At 60.1% G+C, this 24748-nt stretch carries 27 protein-coding genes; 4 read left to right on the top strand and 23 right to left on the bottom strand.

Annotation, left to right across the window (positions count from 1 at the left end; translation table 11 throughout):
• Positions 1-35: 35 nt before the first annotated feature.
• A complete protein-coding gene (locus H6866_09145) occupies positions 36-878 on the bottom strand; it encodes a hypothetical protein (GenBank protein USO07560.1) in 843 nt (280 codons plus the stop codon).
• Positions 879-1002: 124 nt separating this feature from the next.
• On the opposite strand from H6866_09145, the gene H6866_09150 reads away from it, so the two are divergent.
• Entirely contained in the window at positions 1003-1626 is a 624-nt protein-coding gene (locus H6866_09150; GenBank protein ID USO07561.1) for a 2,3-diphosphoglycerate-dependent phosphoglycerate mutase, read from the top strand.
• A 170-nt stretch (positions 1627-1796) separates the two neighbouring features.
• Here H6866_09150 and H6866_09155 read toward each other — a convergent pair whose 3' ends face one another.
• The 22 genes from H6866_09155 to miaB all read right to left on the bottom strand — a co-directional run bounded on the left by H6866_09155 (position 1797) and on the right by miaB (position 21350).
• Positions 1797-2297, bottom strand: coding sequence for a hypothetical protein (locus tag H6866_09155; protein ID USO07562.1), 501 nt, complete (start codon positions 2295-2297; stop codon positions 1797-1799).
• Between the two features lie 45 nt (positions 2298-2342).
• Positions 2343-2912 carry a hypothetical protein gene (locus H6866_09160; GenBank protein USO07563.1) on the bottom strand — a complete coding sequence of 190 codons (570 nt, stop codon included), beginning with the start codon at positions 2910-2912 and terminating at the stop codon, positions 2343-2345.
• A 71-nt stretch (positions 2913-2983) separates the two neighbouring features.
• Positions 2984-3274, bottom strand: coding sequence for a hypothetical protein (locus tag H6866_09165; protein USO07564.1), 291 nt, complete (start codon positions 3272-3274; stop codon positions 2984-2986).
• A 49-nt stretch (positions 3275-3323) separates the two neighbouring features.
• Positions 3324-3875 carry a thermonuclease family protein gene (locus H6866_09170; GenBank protein ID USO07565.1) on the bottom strand — a complete coding sequence of 184 codons (552 nt, stop codon included), beginning with the start codon at positions 3873-3875 and terminating at the stop codon, positions 3324-3326.
• Between the two features lie 81 nt (positions 3876-3956).
• Entirely contained in the window at positions 3957-4556 is a 600-nt protein-coding gene (locus H6866_09175; protein ID USO07566.1) for a thermonuclease family protein, read from the bottom strand.
• 60 nt (positions 4557-4616) lie between these two features.
• Positions 4617-4886, bottom strand: coding sequence for a 30S ribosomal protein S15 (gene rpsO / locus H6866_09180; protein USO07567.1), 270 nt, complete (start codon positions 4884-4886; stop codon positions 4617-4619).
• Between the two features lie 15 nt (positions 4887-4901).
• On the bottom strand, positions 4902-5819 hold the full coding sequence (gene truB / locus H6866_09185) for a tRNA pseudouridine(55) synthase TruB (protein ID USO07568.1): 918 nt from the start codon (positions 5817-5819) through the stop codon (positions 4902-4904).
• A gap of 73 nt (positions 5820-5892) precedes the next feature.
• Positions 5893-6270 carry a 30S ribosome-binding factor RbfA gene (gene rbfA, locus H6866_09190; protein USO07569.1) on the bottom strand — a complete coding sequence of 126 codons (378 nt, stop codon included), beginning with the start codon at positions 6268-6270 and terminating at the stop codon, positions 5893-5895.
• Entirely contained in the window at positions 6267-6596 is a 330-nt protein-coding gene (locus H6866_09195) for a hypothetical protein (protein ID USO07570.1), read from the bottom strand. The genes rbfA and H6866_09195 overlap by 4 nt, the downstream gene beginning before the upstream one ends.
• Positions 6597-6629: 33 nt before the next feature.
• The gene (gene infB, locus H6866_09200; protein ID USO07571.1) at positions 6630-9158 is read right to left on the bottom strand and encodes a translation initiation factor IF-2; all 2529 of its coding nucleotides are present in this window, start codon (positions 9156-9158) and stop codon (positions 6630-6632) included.
• Between the two features lie 120 nt (positions 9159-9278).
• Positions 9279-10811, bottom strand: a complete 1533-nt coding sequence (gene nusA, locus H6866_09205; GenBank protein ID USO07572.1) for a transcription termination/antitermination protein NusA — start codon at positions 10809-10811, stop codon at positions 9279-9281.
• Between the two features lie 6 nt (positions 10812-10817).
• Positions 10818-11384: a ribosome maturation factor RimP gene (locus H6866_09210; GenBank protein USO07573.1), complete on the bottom strand. Its 567-nt coding sequence runs from the start codon at positions 11382-11384 to the stop codon at positions 10818-10820.
• A 119-nt stretch (positions 11385-11503) separates the two neighbouring features.
• Positions 11504-12847: a DUF4010 domain-containing protein gene (locus tag H6866_09215; GenBank protein USO07574.1), complete on the bottom strand. Its 1344-nt coding sequence runs from the start codon at positions 12845-12847 to the stop codon at positions 11504-11506.
• Between the two features lie 36 nt (positions 12848-12883).
• On the bottom strand, positions 12884-13597 hold the full coding sequence (gene trmB / locus H6866_09220; protein ID USO07575.1) for a tRNA (guanosine(46)-N7)-methyltransferase TrmB: 714 nt from the start codon (positions 13595-13597) through the stop codon (positions 12884-12886).
• Positions 13552-14733 (bottom strand): methionine adenosyltransferase, encoded by a 1182-nt coding sequence (locus H6866_09225; protein ID USO08650.1) that lies wholly within the window; start codon positions 14731-14733, stop codon positions 13552-13554. The genes trmB and H6866_09225 overlap by 46 nt, the downstream gene beginning before the upstream one ends.
• Positions 14734-14885: 152 nt before the next feature.
• Positions 14886-15317 (bottom strand): helix-turn-helix transcriptional regulator, encoded by a 432-nt coding sequence (locus tag H6866_09230; GenBank protein ID USO07576.1) that lies wholly within the window; start codon positions 15315-15317, stop codon positions 14886-14888.
• Between the two features lie 122 nt (positions 15318-15439).
• A complete protein-coding gene (lnt, locus tag H6866_09235) occupies positions 15440-17044 on the bottom strand; it encodes an apolipoprotein N-acyltransferase (protein ID USO07577.1) in 1605 nt (534 codons plus the stop codon).
• Entirely contained in the window at positions 17041-18018 is a 978-nt protein-coding gene (locus tag H6866_09240) for an HlyC/CorC family transporter (protein USO07578.1), read from the bottom strand. Before H6866_09240 ends, lnt begins: the two co-directional genes overlap by 4 nt.
• Positions 18019-18025: 7 nt before the next feature.
• Positions 18026-18499 carry an rRNA maturation RNase YbeY gene (gene ybeY, locus H6866_09245; protein ID USO07579.1) on the bottom strand — a complete coding sequence of 158 codons (474 nt, stop codon included), beginning with the start codon at positions 18497-18499 and terminating at the stop codon, positions 18026-18028.
• Positions 18492-19394, bottom strand: coding sequence for a PhoH family protein (locus H6866_09250; GenBank protein USO08651.1), 903 nt, complete (start codon positions 19392-19394; stop codon positions 18492-18494). Before H6866_09250 ends, ybeY begins: the two co-directional genes overlap by 8 nt.
• Before the next feature lie 118 nt (positions 19395-19512).
• Positions 19513-20016 (bottom strand): asparaginase, encoded by a 504-nt coding sequence (locus H6866_09255; GenBank protein USO07580.1) that lies wholly within the window; start codon positions 20014-20016, stop codon positions 19513-19515.
• On the bottom strand, positions 20013-21350 hold the full coding sequence (gene miaB, locus H6866_09260) for a tRNA (N6-isopentenyl adenosine(37)-C2)-methylthiotransferase MiaB (GenBank protein ID USO08652.1): 1338 nt from the start codon (positions 21348-21350) through the stop codon (positions 20013-20015). Before miaB ends, H6866_09255 begins: the two co-directional genes overlap by 4 nt.
• A gap of 62 nt (positions 21351-21412) precedes the next feature.
• Between miaB and H6866_09265 the strand changes: the two genes are divergently transcribed.
• The 3 genes from H6866_09265 to H6866_09275 all read left to right on the top strand — a co-directional run bounded on the left by H6866_09265 (position 21413) and on the right by H6866_09275 (position 24657).
• Positions 21413-22363 carry a 2-hydroxyacid dehydrogenase gene (locus H6866_09265; protein USO07581.1) on the top strand — a complete coding sequence of 317 codons (951 nt, stop codon included), beginning with the start codon at positions 21413-21415 and terminating at the stop codon, positions 22361-22363.
• Between the two features lie 37 nt (positions 22364-22400).
• Positions 22401-23063, top strand: a complete 663-nt coding sequence (locus H6866_09270) for a hypothetical protein (GenBank protein ID USO07582.1) — start codon at positions 22401-22403, stop codon at positions 23061-23063.
• A gap of 190 nt (positions 23064-23253) precedes the next feature.
• Positions 23254-24657, top strand: a complete 1404-nt coding sequence (locus tag H6866_09275) for an amino acid permease (GenBank protein USO07583.1) — start codon at positions 23254-23256, stop codon at positions 24655-24657.
• The last annotated feature ends 91 nt before the right edge of the window (positions 24658-24748 follow it).

Below are 24748 nucleotides of genomic sequence, written 5' to 3' on the forward strand. Positions count from 1 at the left end.
AGCCGGGCTAGATATGGCACTCTTCCACCGGCAAGTCAAATATCAAGTCCGGTGGACCGCGGCGCTTCTGTACCGTGAACGGGCGTGGGGCTTGTCGTTGTGGTATGGAGGCGGCGGGCATGCTGGCTGATCCGTCCCACGTTTTCGCGATCGAGCGCGATATCGCCAATATAGGTTTCCGGCCACAGGGTCTGGGTCATGTCGAATAACCTGTTCTCATCAAGCTGTGCCCTGCCGATAACCGGGGCCTGCCCGTAATAGTCTTGCAGATGCGCAAGGCCTTTATCAATATCGCCTGCGTACACCGGGCGGTCGTTCTTAAGACAGCTCTGCAGAAACGCCCCTTGCGTGTAGTAAGCCCCTGCCAGCAGCCGCATGTTGCGCAATCCTTCCGGGCCTTGGGGTTTGACTTCTGGGTCCACGACACTGGTTTCGCAATACACGGCGGTGCCGAAATGGTAGGCATCGGCCTCCTTCACGCAGTGTGCGACAAAGCTATCCGCCTTGTCGAGGAAGTCGTAGCGCGCGGACATGTGGTATGTTTGCGTATCGATGGTCCGCCTTAGATCGTGCCAGAATTGCGCGCGACCGGCGATCTCCGGATACGCGGCCATCTGCGCGGTGTGCTTGATCTCATGACTCATGGAATTCAAAAACGCCGAAAGCGTGTCACCATCCGCCGCGACCCGGATGGTGCGGGGTGCGGCGAGGCCGCGCACGCCTTTATCCAGAAGTGCCGCCGGAATCTCTCCATCGATGACGATATTGCTGTCGTCGATATAGCGGCAGGCGGCGGCAAAGGCAGGCGCATCGGTTTCCGCCCATGCTCTAAGCTCGGTTGCGATTGCCATATAGCCAGCCTGTGTCGCTTCTGACATAGGGTATTATTAACAAAAAATCATGAAGAACGGGTGAAGCTTCAGTATACCTGTTTTTGCCCATTGTATCCTCGGCAAGGCCAAGATATAGCGAATGACGACTGTAAATTAGGAAAGAGCTGCTATGCCCAAACTCGTTCTGATGCGCCATGGAGAAAGTCTTTGGAACAAGGAAAACCGGTTTACCGGGTTCAAGGATGTCCCCTTGAGTGAAAAAGGGGAGGAGGAGGCCATCGCCGGCGGCGAGAAAATGGAAGCGGCTGGCATGATCAACGACGAAGGCGAAAACATCTTTGGCGGCATTTTTACTTCGACGCTGGAGCGCGCCATTTATACGACCGAACTGGCCCTGAACATCCGTCGTGACAATTTCATTATGGAGCCGGATCTGCGCGAACGCGACTACGGTGACCTGACCGGATTGAACAAAGCCGAAACGGCGAAAAAGTTCGGGGACGAGCAGGTGCGCATCTGGCGTCGGTCCTACGACGTGCCGCCGCCGAACGGCGAGTCCCTAAAAGACGTGGTCAATCGCGTGCGGCCCTATTACGACCGCAAGATCAAGCCAGTCCTGCTGGAAGGTAAAAACGTCTTCATCGGTGCGCACGGCAATACGCTGCGCGCGATGCTGATCATTCTGGGGCTGCGCACGCCCGAGAACATCAACGAGGCTGAAATCCCCACCGGCGCGCCGCTGGTGATGGAAGTCGACGCAAAAGGCGCGGTGACGAAGGAATACTACCTTTGATTTAAGACGGTCCGCGATCAGGTTGGGTCATGACAAAAACCGTCATTACCTGCGCATGCGGGTAATCTATGGTAAGGAATGACGGATATCTGTCGTTCGACACAATGGATGCCCCGAACAAATCGGGGCGTGACACGTGAAAAATTACGTCAGTCTAAAAAGAAAACGCGCTAGCGCACGGCAAGGCGCGACTGGATCTCGCCCAGAAACACGGCCGTATGATACAGCATGTCTTGAATATGCCCGTTATAGGCATGCGTTGGAAAGCGCGCCTGTGTCAGGGAAACGCTGCTCAGGCACATCTTGATGGCCTGTGCGCTCAAATCCTTTGTAGCGCAGTCTTTTTTCAAGGTGCTCAGCATGACCGCCCGCTGGAAATTGGCTTGGGGGCCGGCGCTGGGGAGGTGTTCAAGCGCAAGCATGACCCGGCGTCCGTATTCCGCCGTTTGATGCCACACGGCAGAGGTGCATGCATCAATCTCTGCGGATGATCCTTGCGCTTGCTCCGGCTTGCTGTTCGCCGTGGGGGCCAGCGGTCTGCAGGCATCGAAAAGTTGCGCGCTGATCGCTTTGGGGGAAACCGAAATCCGGGGATGCCGGACCGTACCGGCCTGCGCCGTGGTTGCTGCGGCTATAAAGGCAACGGCGATAAGGGAGGGATATTTACGCATATTCTCCAAGGTCCGGTTGGTTGTTATGGGTTTATAAGTGTTACCTTAATTGGGTGCGATAGTTTTCTTGTATGCTGCGCAGCGGCCTAAAAGCGCATAATCGCCCGTAACCGCGCCCTTGATGCAGGCGGCCTCCTGCGTGGCGGCTATGGCCGAGAACCCAGGTTCGCTGGCGATGGCGCCGCCCTGCGCTTCACCGAAATAAAGCGCGCCCGCGCATGCGCTGATACCAAACGCAAAGCTGCTCAGGCGATCTGCCGTGAATGGCGTTTTACTTTTGAATTCGGGATCATACCCGTCCAGCACCGCGCCGCATTTCAGATGCGCTTCTTCGCGCCAGTAACCAAGTTTCGGGTTCCCCAGAATTTTTTCCGCGCTGTTGGTTGCCTCGCGAAATGCCAAAGCGGCCTTGAAAACTTCGTCACGAATGACGCGCGCGCAAGCGGCAAGGGATTGGGGCGCCATATCCGCCGCATACTTTGCGGGACAGGCCGCGGCATAACGTTGCAGCACGGCGCGTTCGCCGGCGTCGAATTTGGGCGCGGATTGTGCCCACGCGCCGGTGGCACCTGCGCAGGTCATGAAAATGGCGGTAAGGATGTTGCGTGGGCGCATGCGTATCTCCTTCACATAACTGAAGAAAGGTATACGACAGCCAAACGCGGCACGTCAAATACGATCAGGCTTTATTCCGTCGGCAGGCTGATGCGCCCGATGGCGATGGCGTTGGCGGGGCGGGTGAAGATGCGGTTGGCGATGGTGCGCCTGACCTGCTGGCGTTCGACAGGGCTTAGACGGGCGATGTCCGCGCGGCCTAATGCGCGCGTGTACGTGGCTTGCATCGTGCTGCGGTCATGTGTGGCAAGCGCGTTCTCGACCGTGCGCATGCTGTTCACGAAACCGGGGCACGGCTCCGACGCGGACGCCACCGAAACCAACCCGAAAAAGACAAGGGAAAATAGAACCAGACGAACCATACCTCGACCCTATGCGATTCTTTTGCCGAGGCGAGGGGCAGGCTGTAAGTCATCCACGGGATTGATCAAGGCAATCCGCCGGACGGTTGTGTCGCCGCTGCGGCAGGTTGCACGCGCGCCAGTGCGCCGGTTCTTCGATGGGTTCGCTTCCATCGGCCCACAGCCCCGCGCGGGATTCGTGCGCCGCGCGCTCGTCATCCGCATAAGCGCCATGACTGTATCGTGCATAATCGAATGCCATGCCCGCACGCGCCATCGCGGACCCAAGATCCATGCCGTCCACGCTGCATCTGGCGACGATGCGGCGATAACTTTTCCCGTGTGGAAAGCAGGTGACGACGCGACCATCGATGATGGCGGCCAGTGCCGCGCGCGCCTGCTCTCCGCAAGGGGTGCCGCCGCAGCGCTGTTTCAACTCCGCTGCGTCGATGCCCCAAAGCCTGATACTGGCCTGCCCGATACGGATGGTGTCCCCATCATGCACCTGCGCATGGCCGTTTAGAACGGTGCCTGCGGGCGCTGTGCTGGAATATAGGAAAATGGATGCAACCAAAAGAAGAATCGGCAAAAGCAGGTACAGGATACCGATAAAGCCGATCATACGGGCATGGATTCTCACCCGGATATAGTATCATTCAGTCGGTATACAAAAAGTAAAAATTCAATCAAAGGTTGTGCAGTTTTAGGGCAGATCGCATGTGGCGGGACGCGCGCGCCCCCGCTGCGGCAGGTTGCATATGCGCCAGTGCGTTGGCTCTTCGAAATTCGCCATGCCCCACACGCCTGCGCCGTTGGTCCGCGCGGTTATTTCGTCGGATGCATAAGCGCCATGACTGAATTGCGCGTAATCGACGGCCAGGCCAGCCTGCACCAGCGCGCGGCCGATATCGACCGATTGCGCGAAACATTGCGCGACAAGACGTTTATAGCGATCGACATCCTTGACCTGACATGACACGGGCTGGTCCGCGATGATCGCATTCATACGCTGCCTGGCGATTTCCCCGCAGGCCACCGCGCCGCAACGCTGTTTCAATTCTGGCGCGTCGATCCCCCATATGCGTACGCGAAGGGGCTTTTGCGGAAAGGCGGTGAATAGGCGCAGCGTGTCGCCGTCATAGACGACGGCCCGCCCGTGTAACGTCTTCCCGCGCATTTGTTTAAGTTCGGCGCGGCTGGTCGCGGTGTGAGGCGTGGCAGGACGTTTTTCGGTGCAGCCATACAGGCCGAGCAGGGCGCCGATGCCGGCGGCAAGGGCAAAAGCATTGGAAAAAGTGGACATAATATATATTCCTGAAACGAAAAAACCCCGCGGCAACGATGCGGCGGGGTTTGATACGGATTAGCCGCGCAGGCCGAGGCTTTTGACGATCTCGTTATATTTGCCTTCGTTCTTGGCGCGAAGATAGTCGAGCAGCGTGCGACGGTTCGACACCAGTTTCAAAAGGCCGCGGCGCGAGGACAGGTCCTTCTTGTGGATCTTCATGTGCTCGGTCAACTCCGCGATGCGGGCCGAAAGAATGGCGATCTGGACTTCGGGGCTGCCCGTGTCTTTGGTGTCGCGCTGGTAATCCTTGATCAGTTTCGCCTTGGTGGCGGCATTATTCGACATCGTCATCTCCTTGATTTAGAGGTTGAAAACACGCTCCGGTTTGACCGTGCCCGCCTCGTACCGGACCATGGCCACCGCCTGTCCGTTATTAACGGCAAGGATGGGACCGGTCGGGTCGTCTGGCAGGCGGGCGGCATGACCCCTGGATATAAAATTCAGGAACATACCTTGCCGAAGCCGGGCTGCCTCCGCCGCGTCAACCGCCAGTGCCGGGATGTCGTCCAGCACGGTTTGGACGGGCATAAGCAAGCCCTCTGCCGGGGGTTCTACACCCCCTTGGGTAAAAAAGTCCAGCGGAATCGCGGCATCCAGCCGGAACGGTCCGACCCGTGTGCGGATCAGGCGGCTGACATAGCCGCACGCGCCCAGATGCGCGGCCAGATCGCGCGCCAGCGCGCGTACATAGGTGCCCTTGCCGCAAACCACGTGGAACCGGGCGAAATCGGGTGCGGATTCGACAAGCCGCAGGTCGAAAATGGTGACGTCCCGGGGCTTTATATCGGCGGTTTCACCCGCGCGGGCCAGATCGTAGGCGCGCTTTCCGTCGATTTTGACGGCGGAATACTGGGGCGGTATCTGGCTTATTTGTCCGATAAAGGCGGGCAGGGCGGCTTCGATTTGCGTTGCGTCGGGGCGCACGTCGCTGGTTGCCGTGACCGCGCCCTCCGCGTCCTCGGTGCTGCGGTTTTCGCCCCATGTAATCGTGAAATCATAGTCCTTGTCGGCATCCATGGCATAGGCGACGGTCTTGGTCGCCTCGCCCAGCGCGATGGGCAGGACGCCGCTGGCCAACGGGTCCAGCGTACCGCCATGCCCGGCTTTTTCGGGCCGCAGGCACCGCTTGACCGCACCCAACGCGGGCGTCGATCCGATGCCCGCGGGCTTGTTCAGGTTGATCCAGCCGTCGAGCTTTATTTTTTTATGCTTCGCCATATTTTATCCGCCATTGCGATCGACCGAAAGGAGCGCGGCAATCCAGGCATTGTCTGAATCGCTTCGCGGCGCTTTAAGATTCGTCATGAATCTGCTGGATGATGCGCTCGATCTTGTCCGCCTCGTCGAAACTTTCATCGGCTTTGAAATTCAGGCGCGGGGTGAATTTCATCTTCATCTGCCGCGCGATATCGCGCTGGAAGGCGAAGGCATTGGCGTTAAGCGCGGCCAGCGTTTCCGCGATCCGCCGTCCGCCCAGCGGCATGACATAGACGGTCGCGTTTTTCAAATCAGGCGCGATCCGCACCTCGGTCACCGTGATCAGGCTTGATTGCATCAGCGCCGGGTCGTCGAACCCGCCATGCTGAAGCGATGCGGAAATGACGTGGCGCATTTCTTCGCCCACGCGCAACTGCCTTTGTCCTGCTGGTTGTTTGCGTTGCCGCTTCATGTCTGACCTGTCATCTTCAATCCATGGCCGCTGCCGAAAGTGCGGGTGGAACGGAACCTGCCGCGCCGCAAAGCGCCGCATGGTGATGTTTGTGCATCCCTGAAGATCATGGCGAGGTGCATGCCCCTGAATTGAAAATCAAAAAAATCCAGTTTCTTATTGAAAGCGTCCGCTAGGAACCTCTCAAAAACCTGCGCGTTCTCAGGGCTGGTCTTACCAAGAAGAAAAGCGACATCGGCCTGTGTTCCCGAAGGAAACTGAACTCCGAATTCGCGGACCTGATGCCACGACACTCGCCGGGCTATGGATTGAAATAGCTTGCGCATATAAATTCCCTGCGGTTTAGCTCGGGCTATGGTTTACGCCACGCTGCGCTGTTCGGCGATGACGTCGAAACATTCGATCGTGTCGCCGGGGCGGATGTCCTCGTAATTCTCGAACGCCATCCCACACTCGGTGCCTTCCTTGACCTCTTTGACCTCGTCCTTGAAGCGTTTGAGGGTCTTGAGCTTTCCTTCGTGAATGACGACGTCGTCGCGCAGCAGGCGCACCTTGGCCCCGCGTTTGACGAAGCCCTGCGTGACCACGCAACCGGCGATCTTGCCGACCTTGGTGATGTTGAAGACTTCCCTGATCTCGGCGTTGCCGATGAATTCCTCGCGGATATTGGGGCTAAGCATCCCGCCCATCAACGCCTTCACGTCGTCGATCACGTTGTAGATGATCGAGTAATAGCGCATGTCCACACCGTTGCGCGTGGCCAGATCGCGTGCCTGCGCGTTGGCCCGCACGTTGAAGCCGATGACCATGGCCTTGGAGCCTGAGGCCAGCGACACGTCGCTTTCCGTGATGCCGCCGACGCCCGAATGGATGACGGTGATCGCCAGGTCCTCGTTGTCTTCATCGATCTTGCGCAGCGACCCGATGATCGCCTCGACCGAGCCGTGCACGTCGCCCTTGATGATGACGGGCAGGGTGACCTTGTCGCCCTGCTTGGCCGACGCGAACAGTTGTTCCATCGTCTGCGCGCGGCCTTGCGCCTGCTGGTCGCGCTTTTTCTTGGTACGGTATTCCGAAATGTCGCGCGCCTTGGCTTCGGATTCGACGACGACGAAATCGTCGCCCGCGTCCGGCGTGCCGTTCAATCCCATCACCTCGACCGGCTGGCCGGGGATGGCGGTTTTGATGGCTTTGCCCTGATCGTCGAGCATGACGCGCACGCGGCCCCATTCGGAACCAGAAACGAAAATATCGCCGGCGTTCAGTGTGCCCTTGTCGATCAGCACGGTGGCGACCGAGCCGCGCCCGGTTTCCATGCGCGATTCGACGACCGTGCCCACCGCGTGGCGGTTGGGGTTGGCCTTGAGGTCCAGCACCTCGGCCTGCAAAAGAATGGACTCCAGAAGGGTGTCGAGGCCTTTTTTCTGCTTCGCCGACACTTCGACGACTTGGGTTTCACCGCCCATATCCTCGACGATGACTTCATGCTGCAACAGGTCCTGCTTGACGCGCGTCGGGTTGGCATCCTGCAGGTCGATCTTGTTGATCGCGACGATCATCGGCACACCTGCCGCCTTGGCGTGGTTGATCGCCTCAATCGTCTGCGGCATCACGCCGTCATTGGCCGCGACCACCAGCACGACGATGTCGGTGATGTTGGCGCCGCGCGCGCGCATTTCGCTAAAGGCCGCGTGGCCCGGCGTGTCAAGGAAGGTGATTTTTTTGCCCGAGGGCGCGGTGACTTGATATGCGCCGATATGCTGGGTGATGCCGCCGGCTTCGCCCGCGACCACGTTGGCCGAGCGCAGCGCGTCCAGAAGCGATGTCTTGCCGTGGTCGACATGTCCCATGATGGTGACGACGGGCGGGCGCGGCAGCAGGTTGGCGTCGGTATCCTCCGCGCCTTCGATGCCGGTTTCGACGTCGGCCTCGGTCACGCGTTTCACCGTGTGCCCGAATTCGATGATGATCAGTTCCGCGGTATCCGCGTCGATGGTCTGGTTGACCGTGGCCATCACGCCCATTTTCATCAGCGATTTGATGACATTGCCCGATCGTTCCGCCATGCGGTTGGCAAGTTCCTGAACCGTGATGGCTTCCGGCAGGACGACCTCGCGCACCTGCTTCTTGCCCGGATCGAGCTCCATGCTCTTGTTTTTGTTTTTCATGCGCGCGCGGCGCACGGAGGCGAGGGATCTTCCGCCCGTATCCCCTTCGAAATCGGTGCCCAGCGCCTGCGTCACCGTCATCCGGTTTTGCGCGCGCCACTCTTCCTCGCGCGAACGGCGGGTGTCGTTGTCGTTGCGGCGATCGGTATTACGCAGCCGGTCGCGATAGGATGTCGCGGCGCCTTCGTCACCGCTGCTAACGCCCGGATGCAAATGGTCGCCGTGCGCGCGGCTTTGTGTGCGCACGATTTTCGACGCGGCCTCAAGCCGTTTGCTGCTGGCGTCCTGACGGGTGCGCTCGATGCTTTGCGCCTGTTCCAGTTCCGCCGCGCGGATGCGTTGCAGTTCTTCAAGCTCTTTTTCGCGCGCGGTGCGTACCGGCTCCATCGCCGCGGGGCCGATCTCGGCCGGGTCGGCGGCGGGCGCCTTGGGCTGGGCGTCCTTGTTTTGCAAGGCCTCCTGCAGGACGCGGGCGCGACGTTCGCGTTCGGCATCCGACAGATTGCGGGCCGACGCATCATCGTTGGTACGCTCGGTGCCGCCGCGCTGACGTCGCACTTCGACCGCCACCGCCTTGGTGCGGCCGCCGGAAAAGCTTTGCCGTACCTGTCCTGCGCTGGTGCCGCTGGTGCCGATGTTCGACGCGACATTGCCCTTCAGGGACAAGGTCTTTTTGCCCGAAAGCGTCAGCTTGTTTTTGTCTTTTCCGTCCGTGCCCATTCTCGTCCTTTTGGCCGAAATTCGCCAAACTTATATACCGTTATGCTGCAAACGCAAAGTATTTGACCGCTTTTCCCGCCCACCCCGGGCAGGGGCGGGCAGGAAAAACTATTTTTTAAATCAGGCTGCGGCCTCGTCAGCCGCTGCTTCGGCCGCTTCAGCAGCCGCCGCGTCCTCGGCTTCGAACCACTCGGCGCGGGCCGCCATGATGATGCGGTTGGCTTGCGCCTCGTTCATCTTTTCGCTGCCCAGAATCTCGACCAGTTCGTCCCCGGCCAGATCGGCAAGGTCGTTTTTCGATTTCACGCCGGCTTCCGCCAGCTTGACGATCGAATCAAAGTCCAGCCCTTCAAAGCCGATGATGTCGTCCGCGATGCCCAGCGATTTTTGCTTGGCTGCGAATTCGCGGGCCTTGGCCTCCAGCCAGTTTCTGGCGCGGGATTGCAGTTCCGCGGCCACGTCCTCGTCGAACCCTTCGATCGAAACCAGCTCGCCCAGTTCGGATTCCGCCAGTTCCTCGACCTTTTTGAAGCCTTCGGCCACCAGCAGATGCGCAATGACGTCGTCGACGTCGAGGGCCTGCATGAACAGGGCGGTGCGGGTTTTGGTTTCCTCGGCCCGGCGCTCCGATTCTTCGGCCTCGGTCAGGATGTCGATGTCGAGGCCCGTGAGCATCGACGCCAGACGCACATTCTGCCCCCTGCGGCCGATCGCAAGCGAAAGTTGCTCGTCGGGAACGACGACGTCAATACGCCCTTCTTCCTCGTCCAGCACGACCTTGGCGACTTCCGCCGGGGCCAGCGCGTTGACGATGAAGGTCGCGATATCCGGCGACCAAGGCACGATGTCGATTTTTTCGCCCTGCAATTCGCCGACCACGGCCTGCACGCGGCTCCCGCGCATCCCCACGCAAGCGCCCACCGGGTCGATGGAGTTGTCGCGGGTGTACACGGCGATCTTGGCGCGGGAACCCGGGTCACGGGCCACGGCCTTGATCTCGATCACGCCGTCATAGATTTCCGGCACTTCCTGTTTGAACAGCGCGGCCATGAAACCCGGATGGGTGCGCGACATGAACACTTGCGGCCCGCGCAGTTCCTTGCGCACGTCGTAGATATAGCAACGCACGCGGTCGTTCGGCTTGAAATGCTCGCGCGGGATGCATTCGTCGCGGCGCAAGACGGCCTCGCCCTTGCCCATGTCGATGGTCACGTTGCCGTATTCGACGCGTTTGACGATGCCTGAAACGATCTCGCCCACGCGGTCCTTGAATTCTTCGTATTGCTGTTCGCGTTCGGCGTCGCGGACTTTCTGGATGATGACCTGCTTGGCGGTCTGTGCGGCGATGCGCCCGAAATCGATGGCCGGCAGGTCGTCGATCAACTGGTCGCCGATCTGCACGTCCGGCTTGATGCGCTTGGCCTGCGGCAGTGTCAGTTCCGCGCCTTCGTTCTCGATGGTCTCGACCACGGTGCGATAACGCTTCATGCTGATCGCGCCGGTCTTGCGGTCGATCGTGGCGCGAATGTCCTGGTCATAGCCGTATTTTGTACGACCGGCTTTCTGAATCGCTTCCTCCATCGCCTGAATGACGATTTCGCGATCGATGTGCTTGTCACGGGCGACCGTGTCGGCAACGTGCAGGATTTCCATTTTTTTCTATGCCTCCATAGGGTGTGTGGTAATGACGGGTTTCGGGAACTGCCCTTTTTGAACAGCCCGGATCAACTCTTCCGAGGCAATAAGGCGGGCCGATGCGATGTCGCCCATCTCAAGCTCGAAATGCCTTTTCTGGTCATCTTCGACCGAAAAACCTTTGTCGTTCACGGCAAGAATGCGCGCGCGCATACGCTTTTGCCCGTCCGAAAGCGGGCGTTTGAATTCCAGTTTGACCTCATAACCCTGAAACCGCATGAAATCGGCAAGGGCGGTCAGGGGACGGTCCAGCCCCGGCGAGCCGACCTCAAGGCGATAGGCGCCGCCCATCGGGTTTTCGACGTCCAGCAGGGTCGAAACCTCGCGGCTGATTTTAGCGCAGGAATCCATGGACAGCGGGCTGCCGTCCAGCGTTTCGACGAACACCTCAAGCGCGTTGCCGGACCCGGCCTGTGACCCGCCGATGCGCACCTGCACCAGACGGCAGGCATGCGCCGCCGCGACGGGTTCGATGAAATGGGCGAACCTGCCTTCGGGGTCTTGCAATGTCTTTTTTGCTCTGTGGTCCATGCGGCAAACAAAGTGGCAAACAAAAAAGGCGGGTCTTGTTAGGGACCCACCCGATAAAGTTTTAAACTTTCAGGATGACGGATATGTAGGCCTTTCTTGCCGTGTTGGCAAGATAATTCTTAAACCGGGCTGTTCAGCGAAATCCACAGCGTGATCAGCCCCACTGCCGCCAGCCCGAACAAGGGCAGCAGGAACAGCGCGCTGCGGTTAAACCCGATATGGCGCGAAATCACCATATATTTTGCGTACAGGCTGCCGATGATGGTGCCGATGATGGCAAGTCCGGCGATCCATGGATCGACGCCGCCCCGCTGCATCATCGCCGCGCCGATCGACGATACGGCCGCACCGGAGGAAGCGATACCCGAAAGGAACGACGCGGGGATCAGCGCCTCTGGCCCAAGGTAGAACTTGATCATGGTCATCGCGATGATCAACCCGGCCAGCGTAAGCGAAAAGCGTAAAATAAAACTCAGCGGCAAGGCGCGTGGCGCCAGACGCAGGGTTTGTTCCGTATTCGCCTGCGCGGCGAAGACATAGCCGGTGATCGACATGAACAGCACCAGAATGGAGATCAACGGAAATGAGAAAGGCGAAAACATCTCGCCGCCCACGGTGACGCGCAAAATCAGGATGGCGCGGGCGATCGCACCGGTGCTGGCCGCAGCGAAGGCAAGGAATATCTGGCGGCGGTTAAGTTCTGCCCCCGCGTCCCGGTCCGCGTTCGAACGCAAAAGCATGGTCATCGTGGCAAGCGAGGACACAAGCCCGCCCAGGAACGACGCGATCAAAAGCGCGTTTTTCCCGCGCACGTATTTGGTCACGAAATGGGCAGTAAAGCTCATCAGGCTGACCATCACGACCACGTTCCACAGCGACGAGAAACTGACGTAGCGATACGTCACCTCGGCCATCCCGTCCGCGAAATCGATCAGGGGAATGGGCAGTTTCGCCTCGCCGGGGATCAGCGGCGTAATGCTGATCGCGATGCCGATCAGGATGGCAAAGTCGATGACCTCGGCCTTGTCGATGGTGCTGACGAATTGATAAAAGCGCACCTTCATGCCCAAAACCAGCAACACCACGAACACGATGGTGGCGATGGTCCAGTAAGGTGCCCCGAAATTCGGCAACCCCGCGACCATGAAGGTAAAGGGCAGGGCCAAAAGCGTGGTCATGCCGATGGTGCGCTCCTCGACCTGCAGGTTGCGGATGACGAACACGGCCACGGTAAACAGGATGACGGTAACGAAGGATCCCATCCACGCGAACGGGGCTTCCTCGTAATACAGGCTGGCGACGAAGGACAGCGCCGCGACCAAGATGAAGTCGCGCAAGCCCGCCATTTTCCAGTCTTCGCGGTTGTTGACCGTGCGCTCGATCCCGATCGTCAGGCCGACCCCGATCGACAACAGGAAATTGATCAGCAGATGCGCGAACGGCGCGGTGGTCATATCGATCATGCTTCCCCCGAAATGGACATACAAACCACAAGGGTATCAGATTTTGCGGCAGGTCAAATAGACTTGGCGACGGCCCGCATCGCGGCCCTTGCCTTCGTACCGCGTCGGCAGCCAGCCTTCGGGCGGCGTATGGCTGGCGCTGCCCTGAAAAGCGGGGTGGGCGTCGGCGTGCGCGCCCATCCATTCCGCCAGCGCCGCGTGGTCGGTGGTCATGGTCAGGACGCCGCCGGGTTTGAGAATGCGGGCGAGGGCGCTTAAAGATTCCTGTTGGATGAAGCGCCGCTTGGCATGGCGCTTTTTGGGCCATGGGTCCGGATTAAGCAGATAGATGCGGTCGATGGACACATCGGGCAGCGCGTCGATCAGCGGTTGCGCGACATCGTTCCAGATACGCAGATTGGAAAGATCGTCTTCCGCGACCAGCTTGCACAGGTTTGAAACGCCATTGATGAACGGCTCGCAACCGATGAACCCGATATCGGGATGCGCCCGGTGCCACGCCGCCAGCGCGTCGCCGTTGCCGAACCCGATTTCCAGCCATGTTTCCCTGAAACCTGAAACGCTCTCATCCCCTCGGCGCAGGCCGGAATCCAGTTGATCATGCGTGATCTGGATTTTCGGCAGGACCGCATCCATGGCGTCTTGCCGCCCGGCCCTGATGGGCCGGGCCTTGCGCCGTCCGTGGAACAGGGTCCGTTCGCGGGTCAAAGCGCCTTTTTCAAGGCTTCGACCAGATCCGTCTTTTCCCACGAGAAACTGCCGTCCGCTTCCGGTTGACGGCCGAAATGCCCGTAAGACGACGTCTTTTTGTAAATAGGACGGTTGAGGGCCAAGTGCGTACGGATACCGCGGGGCGAAAGGTCCATGGTCTTGCCAATGGCCGCGACCAGTGCCTGTTCGTCGACCTCGCCCGTGCCGTGCGTATTGACGTAAATCGACAGTGGCTTGGACACGCCGATCGCATAGGACAGTTGGATGGTGCAGCGGTCGGCGAACCCGGCGGCGACGATATTCTTGGCCAGATAGCGCGCGGCATAGGCGGCCGAACGATCGACCTTTGTGGGATCCTTGCCCGAAAACGCGCCGCCGCCGTGCGGTGCGGCGCCGCCATAAGTGTCGACGATGATCTTGCGCCCGGTCAGGCCGCAATCCCCGTCAGGCCCGCCGATGACAAAGCGTCCGGTCGGGTTGACGTAGAATTCCGCCTCGTCGCACATGAACCCTTCGGGCAGGACTTCCATCACGTAAGGACGCACGATTTCGCGCACGTCGCTTTGCGACAGGTTTTCGGCATGCTGGGTCGAAACGACGACCGAGGTCGCGCGCACCGGTTTCCCGTCGCGGTATTCAAGACTGACTTGCGATTTTGCGTCGGGACCAAGCTTGTCCTGAAGTTTCCCGTTATGCCGGTCTTCGGCCATGCGGCGCAGGATCTTGTGCGAATACAGGATCGGGGCGGGCATCAGTTCGTCGGTTTCGCGGCAGGCGTACCCGAACATGATGCCCTGGTCGCCGGCGCCTTCGTCCTTGTTGCCCGCGGCGTCGACGCCTTGTGCGATGTCCGCCGACTGCTGGTGCAGCAGGCATTGCACGTTCATCGTCTTCCAGTGGAAGCCCTTTTGTTCGTACCCGATTTCGCGTACGGCTTCGCGCGCGGTTTCTATAATTTTTTCAGCTGTGATGGTGGCGGGGCCGCGGCATTCGCCGGCGATGATCAGCGTGTCGGTGGTGGCCAGCGTTTCGCACGCAACGCGCGCTTGCGGGTCGGCGGCCAGAAACAGGTCGACCACGGCATCGGATACACGGTCACAGACTTTGTCGGGGTGGCCTTCTGCGACGGATTCCGAGGCGAAGGTGTAATCTTTCAGTTCGCAGCTTTGCTGCATGGGCTGGTCATTCATGATTTTAGGCTGAGCCATCATGGTGCACTCTTCTTTGCAGGTTTCAGGATATCTAAGCCCGGTCACCAGACCAGTTTTGAAAAGCGGGGTCAAGCAAAACCGCCGCAGTATGTGCCGGGAAGCGGCGGGCAGGGGGGTTATTTTTTCGCGGACGTGCTTTGCTCGGCCATCTGGCGGACCAGTTTCTGTACGCTCTTGCGCAGCGCTTCATCCTTGATTTTGTAATAGTATTTTAAAAGCTGCGTGCTTTCTTTTTTCAGGATCGGATCATCATCAAGGCTGGCCTGCGACACATCGGAAACGGCAAGCGCCCGCGGCGTCTTTTCCCCGATATCGCCCAGCCCGGCATAGAAATAGCTGATCGGTACGTTCAGTACGCGGGAAAAATCGACCAGCCGCGCGGCGCTGATCTTGTTGGTGCCGTGCTCGTATTTCTGGATCTGCTGGAAGGTCATGCCGACGGCCTCGCCCAGCGTTTGCTGCGAGTATCCTAAAAACGTCCGCCGTTGGCGCAGACGGGAACCAAAGACCTTGTCCCGGGTGCCTGCGCTTTCTTTGGTTTTTCTCATGCTCTTAATCATCAGCTATTCACGTAATAAAAGAATTTGAATCATACCCTACACCCATACAGGCCGGGTTTTCTACATACAAGTGCGTGAAATGTGAAAATATGGAAATTTTGTGGCGCTTGTCAACTATTCGTTGAATCGTTTCGCAAGCGCAGAAAAGCGGCAACGATCAATCCTGCCGCAAGAAGGGCAAAAAACGGCGTTTCCCCCCAATATGTATATAAGGTGCCGCCTTTTATATAATCCGGAAGCGCTAGGGCGATATACCCCGCGTGGTTGAAGGCAACGGACCTTAAAACCCGTCCATACGGACCGATGACCGCCGAAATGCCTGTGGTGGCGCTACGAATCACGGGCTTGCCCTGTTCGACCGCGCGGAAACGGGTCATCGCCAGATGCTGGTACGGCCCGGCGGTGTCGCCATACCACCCGTCATTGGACGTGTTGACCAGCCATTGTGCGCCCTCGCTTTTGCCGTACCACGGAAAGATCGCCTCGAAACAGATCATCGGCGCGACCGGCGGCACGACCGGGGATTGCAGCACCTTCGGCCCGGTGCCCCATTTGAATCCGGCAAAACCGACAATCGGTTTCATGTGCAGGGTCTGTTCAAGCGGGATGTATTCCCCGAACGGCACCAGATGGTGCTTGTTATAGACGTCGTCCAGATTGAGCTTGCCGCCCACCAGCGAAATATCGCCCACCGAGTTGTAGTAATTCGGCTGGTTGAGTGAATCGGTCCCGTCCTCGCGCCACAGCCCGGTGACCATCGCCGCGCGATAGGGATGTCCGCGCAGCGTTTCGACCAGCAGTTTCGGCACCTCCGGCACGCCCATGACCATCTGTTCGTCCAGCGCGGTTTCCGGCCATACCACCGCCACGTCCATGAAGGGAGGTTGATGCTGGTCAAGCTCGCTCAGGCCGTCGCGGGTCAGGTCGATATGCGTTTTGAAATGCTCGACCGCGTCTTCGGGGCGCCATTTTTCGTCAGGCGTGATGTTGGGCTGGACGATGACCACGGCCGTATCCTCGCGCGGCGTAGCTGGATGTTCCGCCAGCCGCCACGCACCCCAGGCGAAGGAAGCGGCGAAACTGCCGATCCCGATGACGGCGATGACAACCTGCCGCCGCCGCGACGGGCGCGCCAGCCACAAAAGGGCGGGCAATGCCATCCACAGGCTGGTCATGAAGGTCACGTAATACGCGCCGCCGATCGCCGCGCTTTGCATCAGCGCGGGCACGTCCGCCCACATATAGCCGAACAGGTTCCACGGAAAACCGCTCAGGTTGAACGCGCGGCCGTATTCCGCCGCCATCAGAAGGGTAAGCGTGGCGACGGCGCGTGCAAGGCCACCCGGCGGGGTGAGCCGCACCGCAAGCCAGCCCGCGACGAACCACAGCAGCGATAAAAGCACCGGCAGGCCGAGAATGGAAAACCCAAGCGCCCACCAATACTGACGGATGTCCATCATCAGCGCGTTGACGATCCACCACAGCCCGAAGGTGAAAAAACCCATGCCGAAAAAAAAGGTCGTCCACGCCCCGCGCCACGGGCTGGTGATCCGTGCCATCGCAAGGACATACACGCACAGCGCCAGCATCATCAGCGGCCAGATATAAAACGGCGCCATGGCATAGGCCGCCATTGCGCCGGCGACGGTCACGGACAGTTTGGGGTGATTCAATATCCAGTCCGCCGCGCGGACAAGGCGGGGCGGAACGTTCATGCGCGCGCCTTTTCCGGTTCGCTTGTCGTCATAGCGACATGGCGGATGCGCAGGCGGTGGATGCGCCGCGGATCGGCGTCCAACACCTCGAATTCCAGGCCGGCGGGATGGGTCAGTACCTCGCCGCGCGCGGGCACGCGGCCGGCCAGCTTGGCCACCAGCCCGGCCAGCGTGTCGATATGTTCGCGCTCGTCCTCCGAAAGGACGCGGCCGAAACGCTGCTCGAAGGTTTCAAGGTCAACGCGCCCGTCGGCGATGATGCTGCCGTCGGATTTTTCCATCAATTCGCCGTCGTCCTCGCCGGTGTAATATTCGTCGTCGATTTCGCCGACGATGGTTTCGACGATGTCATTGATGGTGACCAGCCCGTCGATGCCGCCGTATTCGTCGACCACCAGCGCCATATGGCGGCGCTGCTGCTTCATCATCAGCAACAGGTCCAGCACCGGCATGGCGGGCGAGATGACGGGCACGTCGCGCACCATCTCGGCGATGACCATGGGTTCGCCAGTCATGGTTTTGGACAGGATGTCCTTGATGTGGACCGTGCCGATGACGTCGTCCAGCGTATCGCGGTAAACCGGCAGGCGTGAAAACTGGCGTTGTGAAAGCAGCGCAAGCACGTCCTCCGCCGGCGTATTGACCTCGATCCCCACGATGTCGGCGCGCGGCACCATGACGTCGAAGGCGCGCATGTCCTTGAGCTTGAGGACGTTGGAGATCAGCAGCCTTTGGTGCAGGGCGGTTTTTTCCGCCTCGGCGTCGATATGGTCCTCGGAAATGACTTCGGCGATCGCTTCCTTGAACGCGCGGTCCTTCTGCGACCCGAACAGGAAGCGCATCATACGCATGAAAAAGCCGGTATCCGGCGTATGCTGCTGGACGCGAGGGACGGGCAGGGCCGGCTGTGCCCGTGCCTTATGCGCGTCTTCGCCGCTTTCCCCAGCGGCCGAAACGGTATCGTGTGAATCCATGACGGCCTTAATCTAGCGCCCTTGCGCCCGATTGATAAGGGTCTTTGATGCCGATCCGTGCCAGCAATTCGGTTTCCAGATTTTCCATCACCTGCGCTTCGGCTTCGGTTTCGTGGTCGTACCCCAAAAGGTGCAGGGAACCGTGCAGGATCAGATGCGCCAGATGGTCGTCCACGGGAATACCCATTTCCTCGGCCTCGCGCGTCACGGTTTCATGGGCCAGAATCACGTCGCCCAGGTGCGTGATGCCGGTTTCGTCCGCGTCACCGTCCGGAAAGGACAGCACGTTGGTCGGCTTGTCCTTGCCGCGCCACGCCAGATTCAGGCCTTGCACCATGGCGTCGTCGCTGAAGATATAGCTGACATGCCCGGACGCACGCCCTTCAAGAAGCCCGGCGATGCGCGCCACCGATGTTTTCAGGCGCGGCGCCCGCGCCCATAAAGGGCTTTCGCGTACGACGTCGAAAACGAACTCAGGCATCGGGCGATTTGGCATGGGCCGAGCGGGTGCGGTCATAGGCATCGACGATCTTGCCCACCAGCTTGTGGCGCACCACGTCGCGGTTGGTGAAGGTGATGATGCCGATCTCGTCGATCCCGGAAAGCACGTTTACGGCTTCTTTCAGGCCGGAAATCTGGCCGGGTGGCAAATCGGTCTGGCTGGGGTCGCCGGTAATGATCATGCGCGAGTTTTCGCCCAGCCGCGTCAGCACCATTTTCATCTGCATCGAACTGGTGTTCTGCGCCTCGTCCACCAGAACGACCGCGTTGCTCAGCGTCCGTCCGCGCATAAAGGCCAGCGGCGCGATTTCGATCGCGCCCGATTCAATCGCGCGCGCCACGCGTTCGGGCGGCAGCATGTCGTACAGCGCGTCGTAAAGCGGACGTAGATACGGATCGACCTTTTCCTTCATGTCACCCGGCAGGAAGCCAAGCCGTTCCCCGGCCTCGACGGCGGGGCGGGTCAGGATGATGCGGTCGATCGCCCCGGCCTCCAGCTGCGCCGCGGCGTAGGCGGTGGCCAGATAGGTCTTGCCGGTCCCCGCGGGGCCGATGCCGAACACCAGCTCCTTCGATTGAATGGCGCGGATGTAGTCGCTTTGCTTTGGCGTTTTGGCGACCACGGTTTTTTTACGCGTGGCGATGGCCGCTGCCGCGTTGTCGGCATCGCCGCCATGGCGGATGACCGCGATCACGTCATGCGTGTCGAAATCGCGTTGCCGCGCGATGTCCAGCAAGGCCTTGATCGCAAGCTCGGCATCCTGCACGGCGGCGGCGGGGCCGGTGATGCGGAACAACGAACTTTCGTCGCGGATGACGACGCCGAACGCCTGCTCCAACTCGCTGATATGCGCGTGGTGCGGCCCGGCCAGCATGCGCGCCAGCCGCGTCGTGCCGACATCAAGCGTAAGGGTGGAGTTCTTTTTTTGTGTCACTATACCCAATTATACACGAAAACCCTTTGAAAAAACAAAGAAAAATCCAGCCACTGCTTTAGTCTTTGTTATCTTGAAGGAACAGTGATTTAAGGCGGTCCTTTTTTACGGTCAGCGGGTCGAGTACGCGTCCGTGCATGATCAGGTAAAGCCCGGGTGGAAGGGTTTGCGCGGCGATGATCGCGCCGCCCATGTTGAATGCCGCGTCGGAATCGACGAACCGCCCCGGCAGCATGGCGCCGGTGAACACGATGGTCTTGCCGCTGATGCCGTCCAGCGCCTGTGCGCTTTTCGTTACCGTGTCGGTGCCGTGCGTGACCACGATTCTGGGACAGGGCTCGCCCCTGATTTTTCCGTTCAACAACGCACGGTCCTGATCGTCGAGGTCCAGAGAGTCCTTTTTGACCAGCGATTCAATCACGATGCGCGCGCTGACATTCGCGGCTTCAAGAATTTTCGGCGCGCGCGGTTCGTTGACGATATAGCTGGAGTGATCGTAGCTATAAATGTCCTTATCGATGGTTCCGCCCATGGCGAAAACTTTGATATCGTAATCCGTCATCCTGTGGCTCTTTCCCTGATTTCGACGCACCCTTTAAGCGAGTTGATATTGGCGTCCTCCACCGTCACGTCGACGACATGCCCGGCAAGACGGGCGGGCGCGTCGACATGGATGCCCTGATTATACGGCGTGCGGCCATACATTTGGCCCGCCCGGTCTGTGGGGTTTTCCAGCAACACGGGCAAGACGCGCCCGATCAGCGATCGGTTGAATTCCAGACGCTGCGCGTTCAAAAGGTCCTGCAATCGCGCCAGACGCTCGGTCTTGACGTCCTCGCGCACCAGCCCGCCCATCGTGGCGGCGGGCGTGCCGGGCCGGGCCGAGTATTTGAAGCTGTAAGCTGACGCGAAACCGACCGCGCGTACAAGCGCCATGGTCTGATCGAACTGCGCCTCGTTTTCGCCGGGAAAACCGACGATGAAGTCGGATGAAAACGCGATGTCGGGCCGCAGCTTGCGCAGCCTTGCGATGATGTCCAGATAATCGCGCGCCGTGTGTTTGCGGTTCATCGCGTGCAGCACCGCGTCCGACCCGGATTGCACCGGCAGATGCACATAGGGCATGACGCGGGGCAGGGCATGCGCCTCGTAAAGCCGTTCGTGCATGTCACGCGGGTGTGATGTCATGTAACGCCACTGCGCGATCTCCGGCACCGCCTCGTGCAACTGGAACAGCAGATCGCCCAGGCTTTCACCGTTCGCGCCGTGCCAGGCATTGACGTTTTGGCCCAAAAGCGTGATGTCGCGCACGCCCTGATCGGCCAGATGCCGTGCCTCGGCCAAAATCGCGTCGGCCCCGCGCGAATATTCCGCCCCGCGCGTATACGGCACGACACAGAATGTGCAGAATTTATCGCACCCCTCCTGCACCGAAAGAAAGGCGCTGGGGCCCTGCGCGCCCGGCGCGGGCATGTGGTCGAACTTGGCCTCGGCCGGGAAATCGGTGTTCACGACCCGCGCCGCGCCCGCCGCGATCATCATTTCCGGCAGGCGGTGATAGGTTTGCGGCCCGAACACCATGTCCACGTACGGCGCGCGCCTTGCGATGAATTCGCCCTCCGCCTGCGCAACGCATCCCGCGACCGCCAGTATCGTCTTTTCGCCGCGCGCTTCTCGCGCCTCTTTATGCGCGCGCATCCGGCCAAGGTCGGAAAAAACCTTGTCCGTCGCCTTTTCACGGATATGACAGGTATTCAGGATGACCATATCGGCATCGTCCGCCGCTTCCGCCGGTACATAGCCCAAAGGCGCCAGCACGTCGGTCATGCGCCGGCTGTCATATTCGTTCATCTGACAGCCGTAAGTCTTGATGAATACGGTCTTGGTTTTGCCCATGTCGCCCTTATACAGGGAAATCACGTTGCGCAGGCAAGCGAAAACCGATACCCGTATCGGTCATGCCCACGTCCCCGCGCGCCATCCTTGCCCTCGCGTCCTTGCTGCCGCCGGAAATGAAGCGGCTCGACGACCGGTTTCGCGTCGTGCGCCTGTACAATGAACCCGACCCGGAAAAAACGTTGCAGGCCGTGCGCAACGACGTGGTCGGTATTTTGTCCACGGCGGGCGGGCATCCCGTGCGCCGTCCGTTGATCGAAGCCTTGCCGAATCTGGAAATCATCACCCAGTTCGGGGTGGGGGTGGACAATATCGACCTTGATGCCGCACGCGAACGCGGGATCGCCGTCACCAACACCCCCGATGTGCTGACCGACGACACCGCCGATATTGCCGTGGCGCTGCTTCTGGCGCTCAGCCGCCGGATCTGCGAGGCGGACATGTTCGTGCGCGTCGGTAAATGGTCGGGCGGACCGATGCCGCTGGGGACGACCCCGAAGGGCAAAACGGCGGGCATCGTCGGGTTGGGCCGCATTGGTCGGGCCATCGCCAAAAGGCTGACCGCCTTTGACATGCGCATCGCCTATCATGGGCGCAAGCGGAAGCCTGACCTGGCCTGGTCATTCTATAACGATCTGGAATCGCTGGCAAAAGACGCGGACTATCTGATCTGCGCGGTGCCGGGCGGGCCGGATACATACCACATGGTCAATGACCGGGTGCTGGCCGCCTTGGGACCGAAAGGGTACTTGATCAATATCGCCCGCGGCTCGGTGGTCGATCAGGATGCGCTGGTCGCGGCGCTTTCCGCCAAAACGATCGCCGGGGCGGGGCTGGACGTGTTCGCGAACGAACCCGCCGTTCCCGATACGCTCAAGACCATGGACAATGTCGTGCTGCTGCCGCATATCGGCTCGGCCACTCTTGAAACGCGCACCATCATGGGCGAAATCGTCCTCGCCAATCTGGACGCGTATTTCTCTGGTAAACCGCTTATAACACCGGTAAATTGACGGCCGGACTTATCCTCTGACCTTATCGGGAACCTCCATGCGCCTTTTACTGATTGCCCTGACCGCCGCCCTGATGTGCGGCGCGACCGCCGCCCGTGCGTCCGATGTCTGTTACGATATGTCCTCGCTGGAGGCGGAGCAGGGCCTGCGCATCCATACCGAGCTGATGATCATCGCCCTCAACTGCCAGCATCTGGAAGGGACGGGCGTCGCCCTGAACCACCAGTACGAGGATTTCACGCGCCGGCACTTGCGCCTGATCGAGGCTTACGAGGAAGCCATGCGCCGCGTCTTCCGAACCGAGGGCAAGAGCGACGGCGAAGCCGAATTGAACAATTTCCGCACCATGCTGGCCAACCACATCGCGAACGAGGCCGTCCGCCTCCAGCCCAACGTATTCTGCCGCGCCTATTCGAACCGCATCGCGCAGGCGAACGCGATGTCCGAGGACCAGTTCCGCCGCTGGGCGCAAACCGTGTTCCCGACCTATCCGATCACCCATCGCATCTGCCCCGGCGTCAATCCGCCGACGCAGGCCGCGCCGGTGGCCAGCCGCGATCTGGCCAAGCCGATCATCAAGACCCATGCCAACATGATGCCACAGGAAGCCGTGCCGACAGCGGCGGGCCCCGAACAGATGTCCGCGCAACACGAAATTGCCGATCCGCATGACGGCACGCCGATGCAGCAGGGCTACTGACGCTCGAGCCTTTTCTGGCCTGGCTTCCTTAGCCAAAGCATACCGGCACCATACCGGCGTTATCCGGAATCGGCTCACAGCTTTATCCACATAAAACGCGTACCAAGTCGCCATTGCCCCTTGGCAGGGCCGATCTCTCATGGTCCATTCATCCGGATTGTAAGGGAATTCAAGCATTTCAGGGGGCAATATGAAATTCGGACAGCTTTGGGCCAAAAAACCGCTAAAGCCGGAGGGCGAGGAAACAGGGCTGCGCCGTTGCCTGTCCGTCCTTGATCTGACGCTGCTTGGCATCGGCGCGATCATCGGCACCGGGATCTTCGTCCTGACCGGCCACGCCGCCGCGACACAGGCTGGCCCGGCGGTCATTCTGTCCTTCGTGGTGGCGGGGTTGGCCTGCGCCTTTGCCGCGCTGGCCTATGCCGAACTGGCGTCCTCGGTCGGCGGGGTTGGCTCGGCCTATGGGTATTCCTACGCGGCCTTCGGCGAATTGCTGGCATGGATCATCGGCTGGGATCTGATTCTGGAATACGGGGTTTCGGTCGCGGCCGTGGCCAATGGCTGGTCCGGCTATTTCGCGACCGCGCTTTCCGCCATCGGCCTGCCGATACCCGAGGAATTGACCAAGGGACCGGCGGCGGGCGGGTTGATCAACCTGCCGGCTGTGGGCATCATCCTGGCCTTGATGGTCATGCTGATCGTCGGGGTCAAGCAATCCGCGCGCCTCAACACCGGCATGGTTTTCGTGAAACTGCTGACCATCACGGTCTTCATCGCGGTGGCGCTGTTCAACATCCATCCCGAAAACTGGACGCCCTTCATGCCCTTCGGCTGGTTCCATACGCAGGCGGACGGGACGACGGTGGGGGTGCTGGCCGGGGCTAGTCTGGTCTTCTTCGCCTATGTCGGCTTCGACGCCGTGTCCACGGCGGTGGAGGAGGCGCGCGATCCCCAGCGCGACGTCCCGCGCGGCATCATCTGGTCGTTGGGTTTCTGTACCCTGATTTACATCGTGGTTTCGGGCCTGTTGACCGGCATCGTCCATTATTCGACCCTGAACGTTTCCAGCCCCGTCGCCTACGCGTTACAGCAAATCGGCATCAACTGGGCCGCGGCGCTGGTCGCGACCGGGGTGATAACCGGGCTGACCACGGTGATGCTGGTGTTGTATTACGCGCTCACCCGCATCATTCTGGGCATGGCCAGGGATGGTCTTCTGCCCCCGTTCTTTGCCGGAGTGAACGAAAAAACCCACACCCCCGTCCGCAACACCGTCCTGTGCGGCGTAATCATGGCCGTGGGTGCGGGTCTGATCCCGCTGGGCGTGCTGGCCGAACTGGTCAATATCGGCACGCTCGCGGCCTTTGTGATGGTCTGTATCGGGGTCATCGTCCTGCGCCGGACCCAGCCCGATCTGTCGCGCCCGTTCAAGGTGCCGGGCGGCATTGTTTTGCCGGTTATGGGGGTCCTGTCCTGTGGAGCGTTGATCGCCTTCCTGCCGCTGGTCACCCATATTCGTTTCGTGCTTTGGCTGGCGGTCGGGCTGCTGATTTACTTCGGCTATTCGATGCGCCACAGCAAGTTAAAATATTGATTTAATAAAATCATATAATTCATTGTTTTATATAATTTTAATTGGCATATAAACAGCTTATTCACAAGCCCGGCTTTTGCTTGTGGATAAG

It is taken from the genome of Rhodospirillales bacterium (assembly GCA_023898805.1).
Taxonomy (GTDB): domain Bacteria; phylum Pseudomonadota; class Alphaproteobacteria; order Micavibrionales; family UBA1664; genus UBA6145.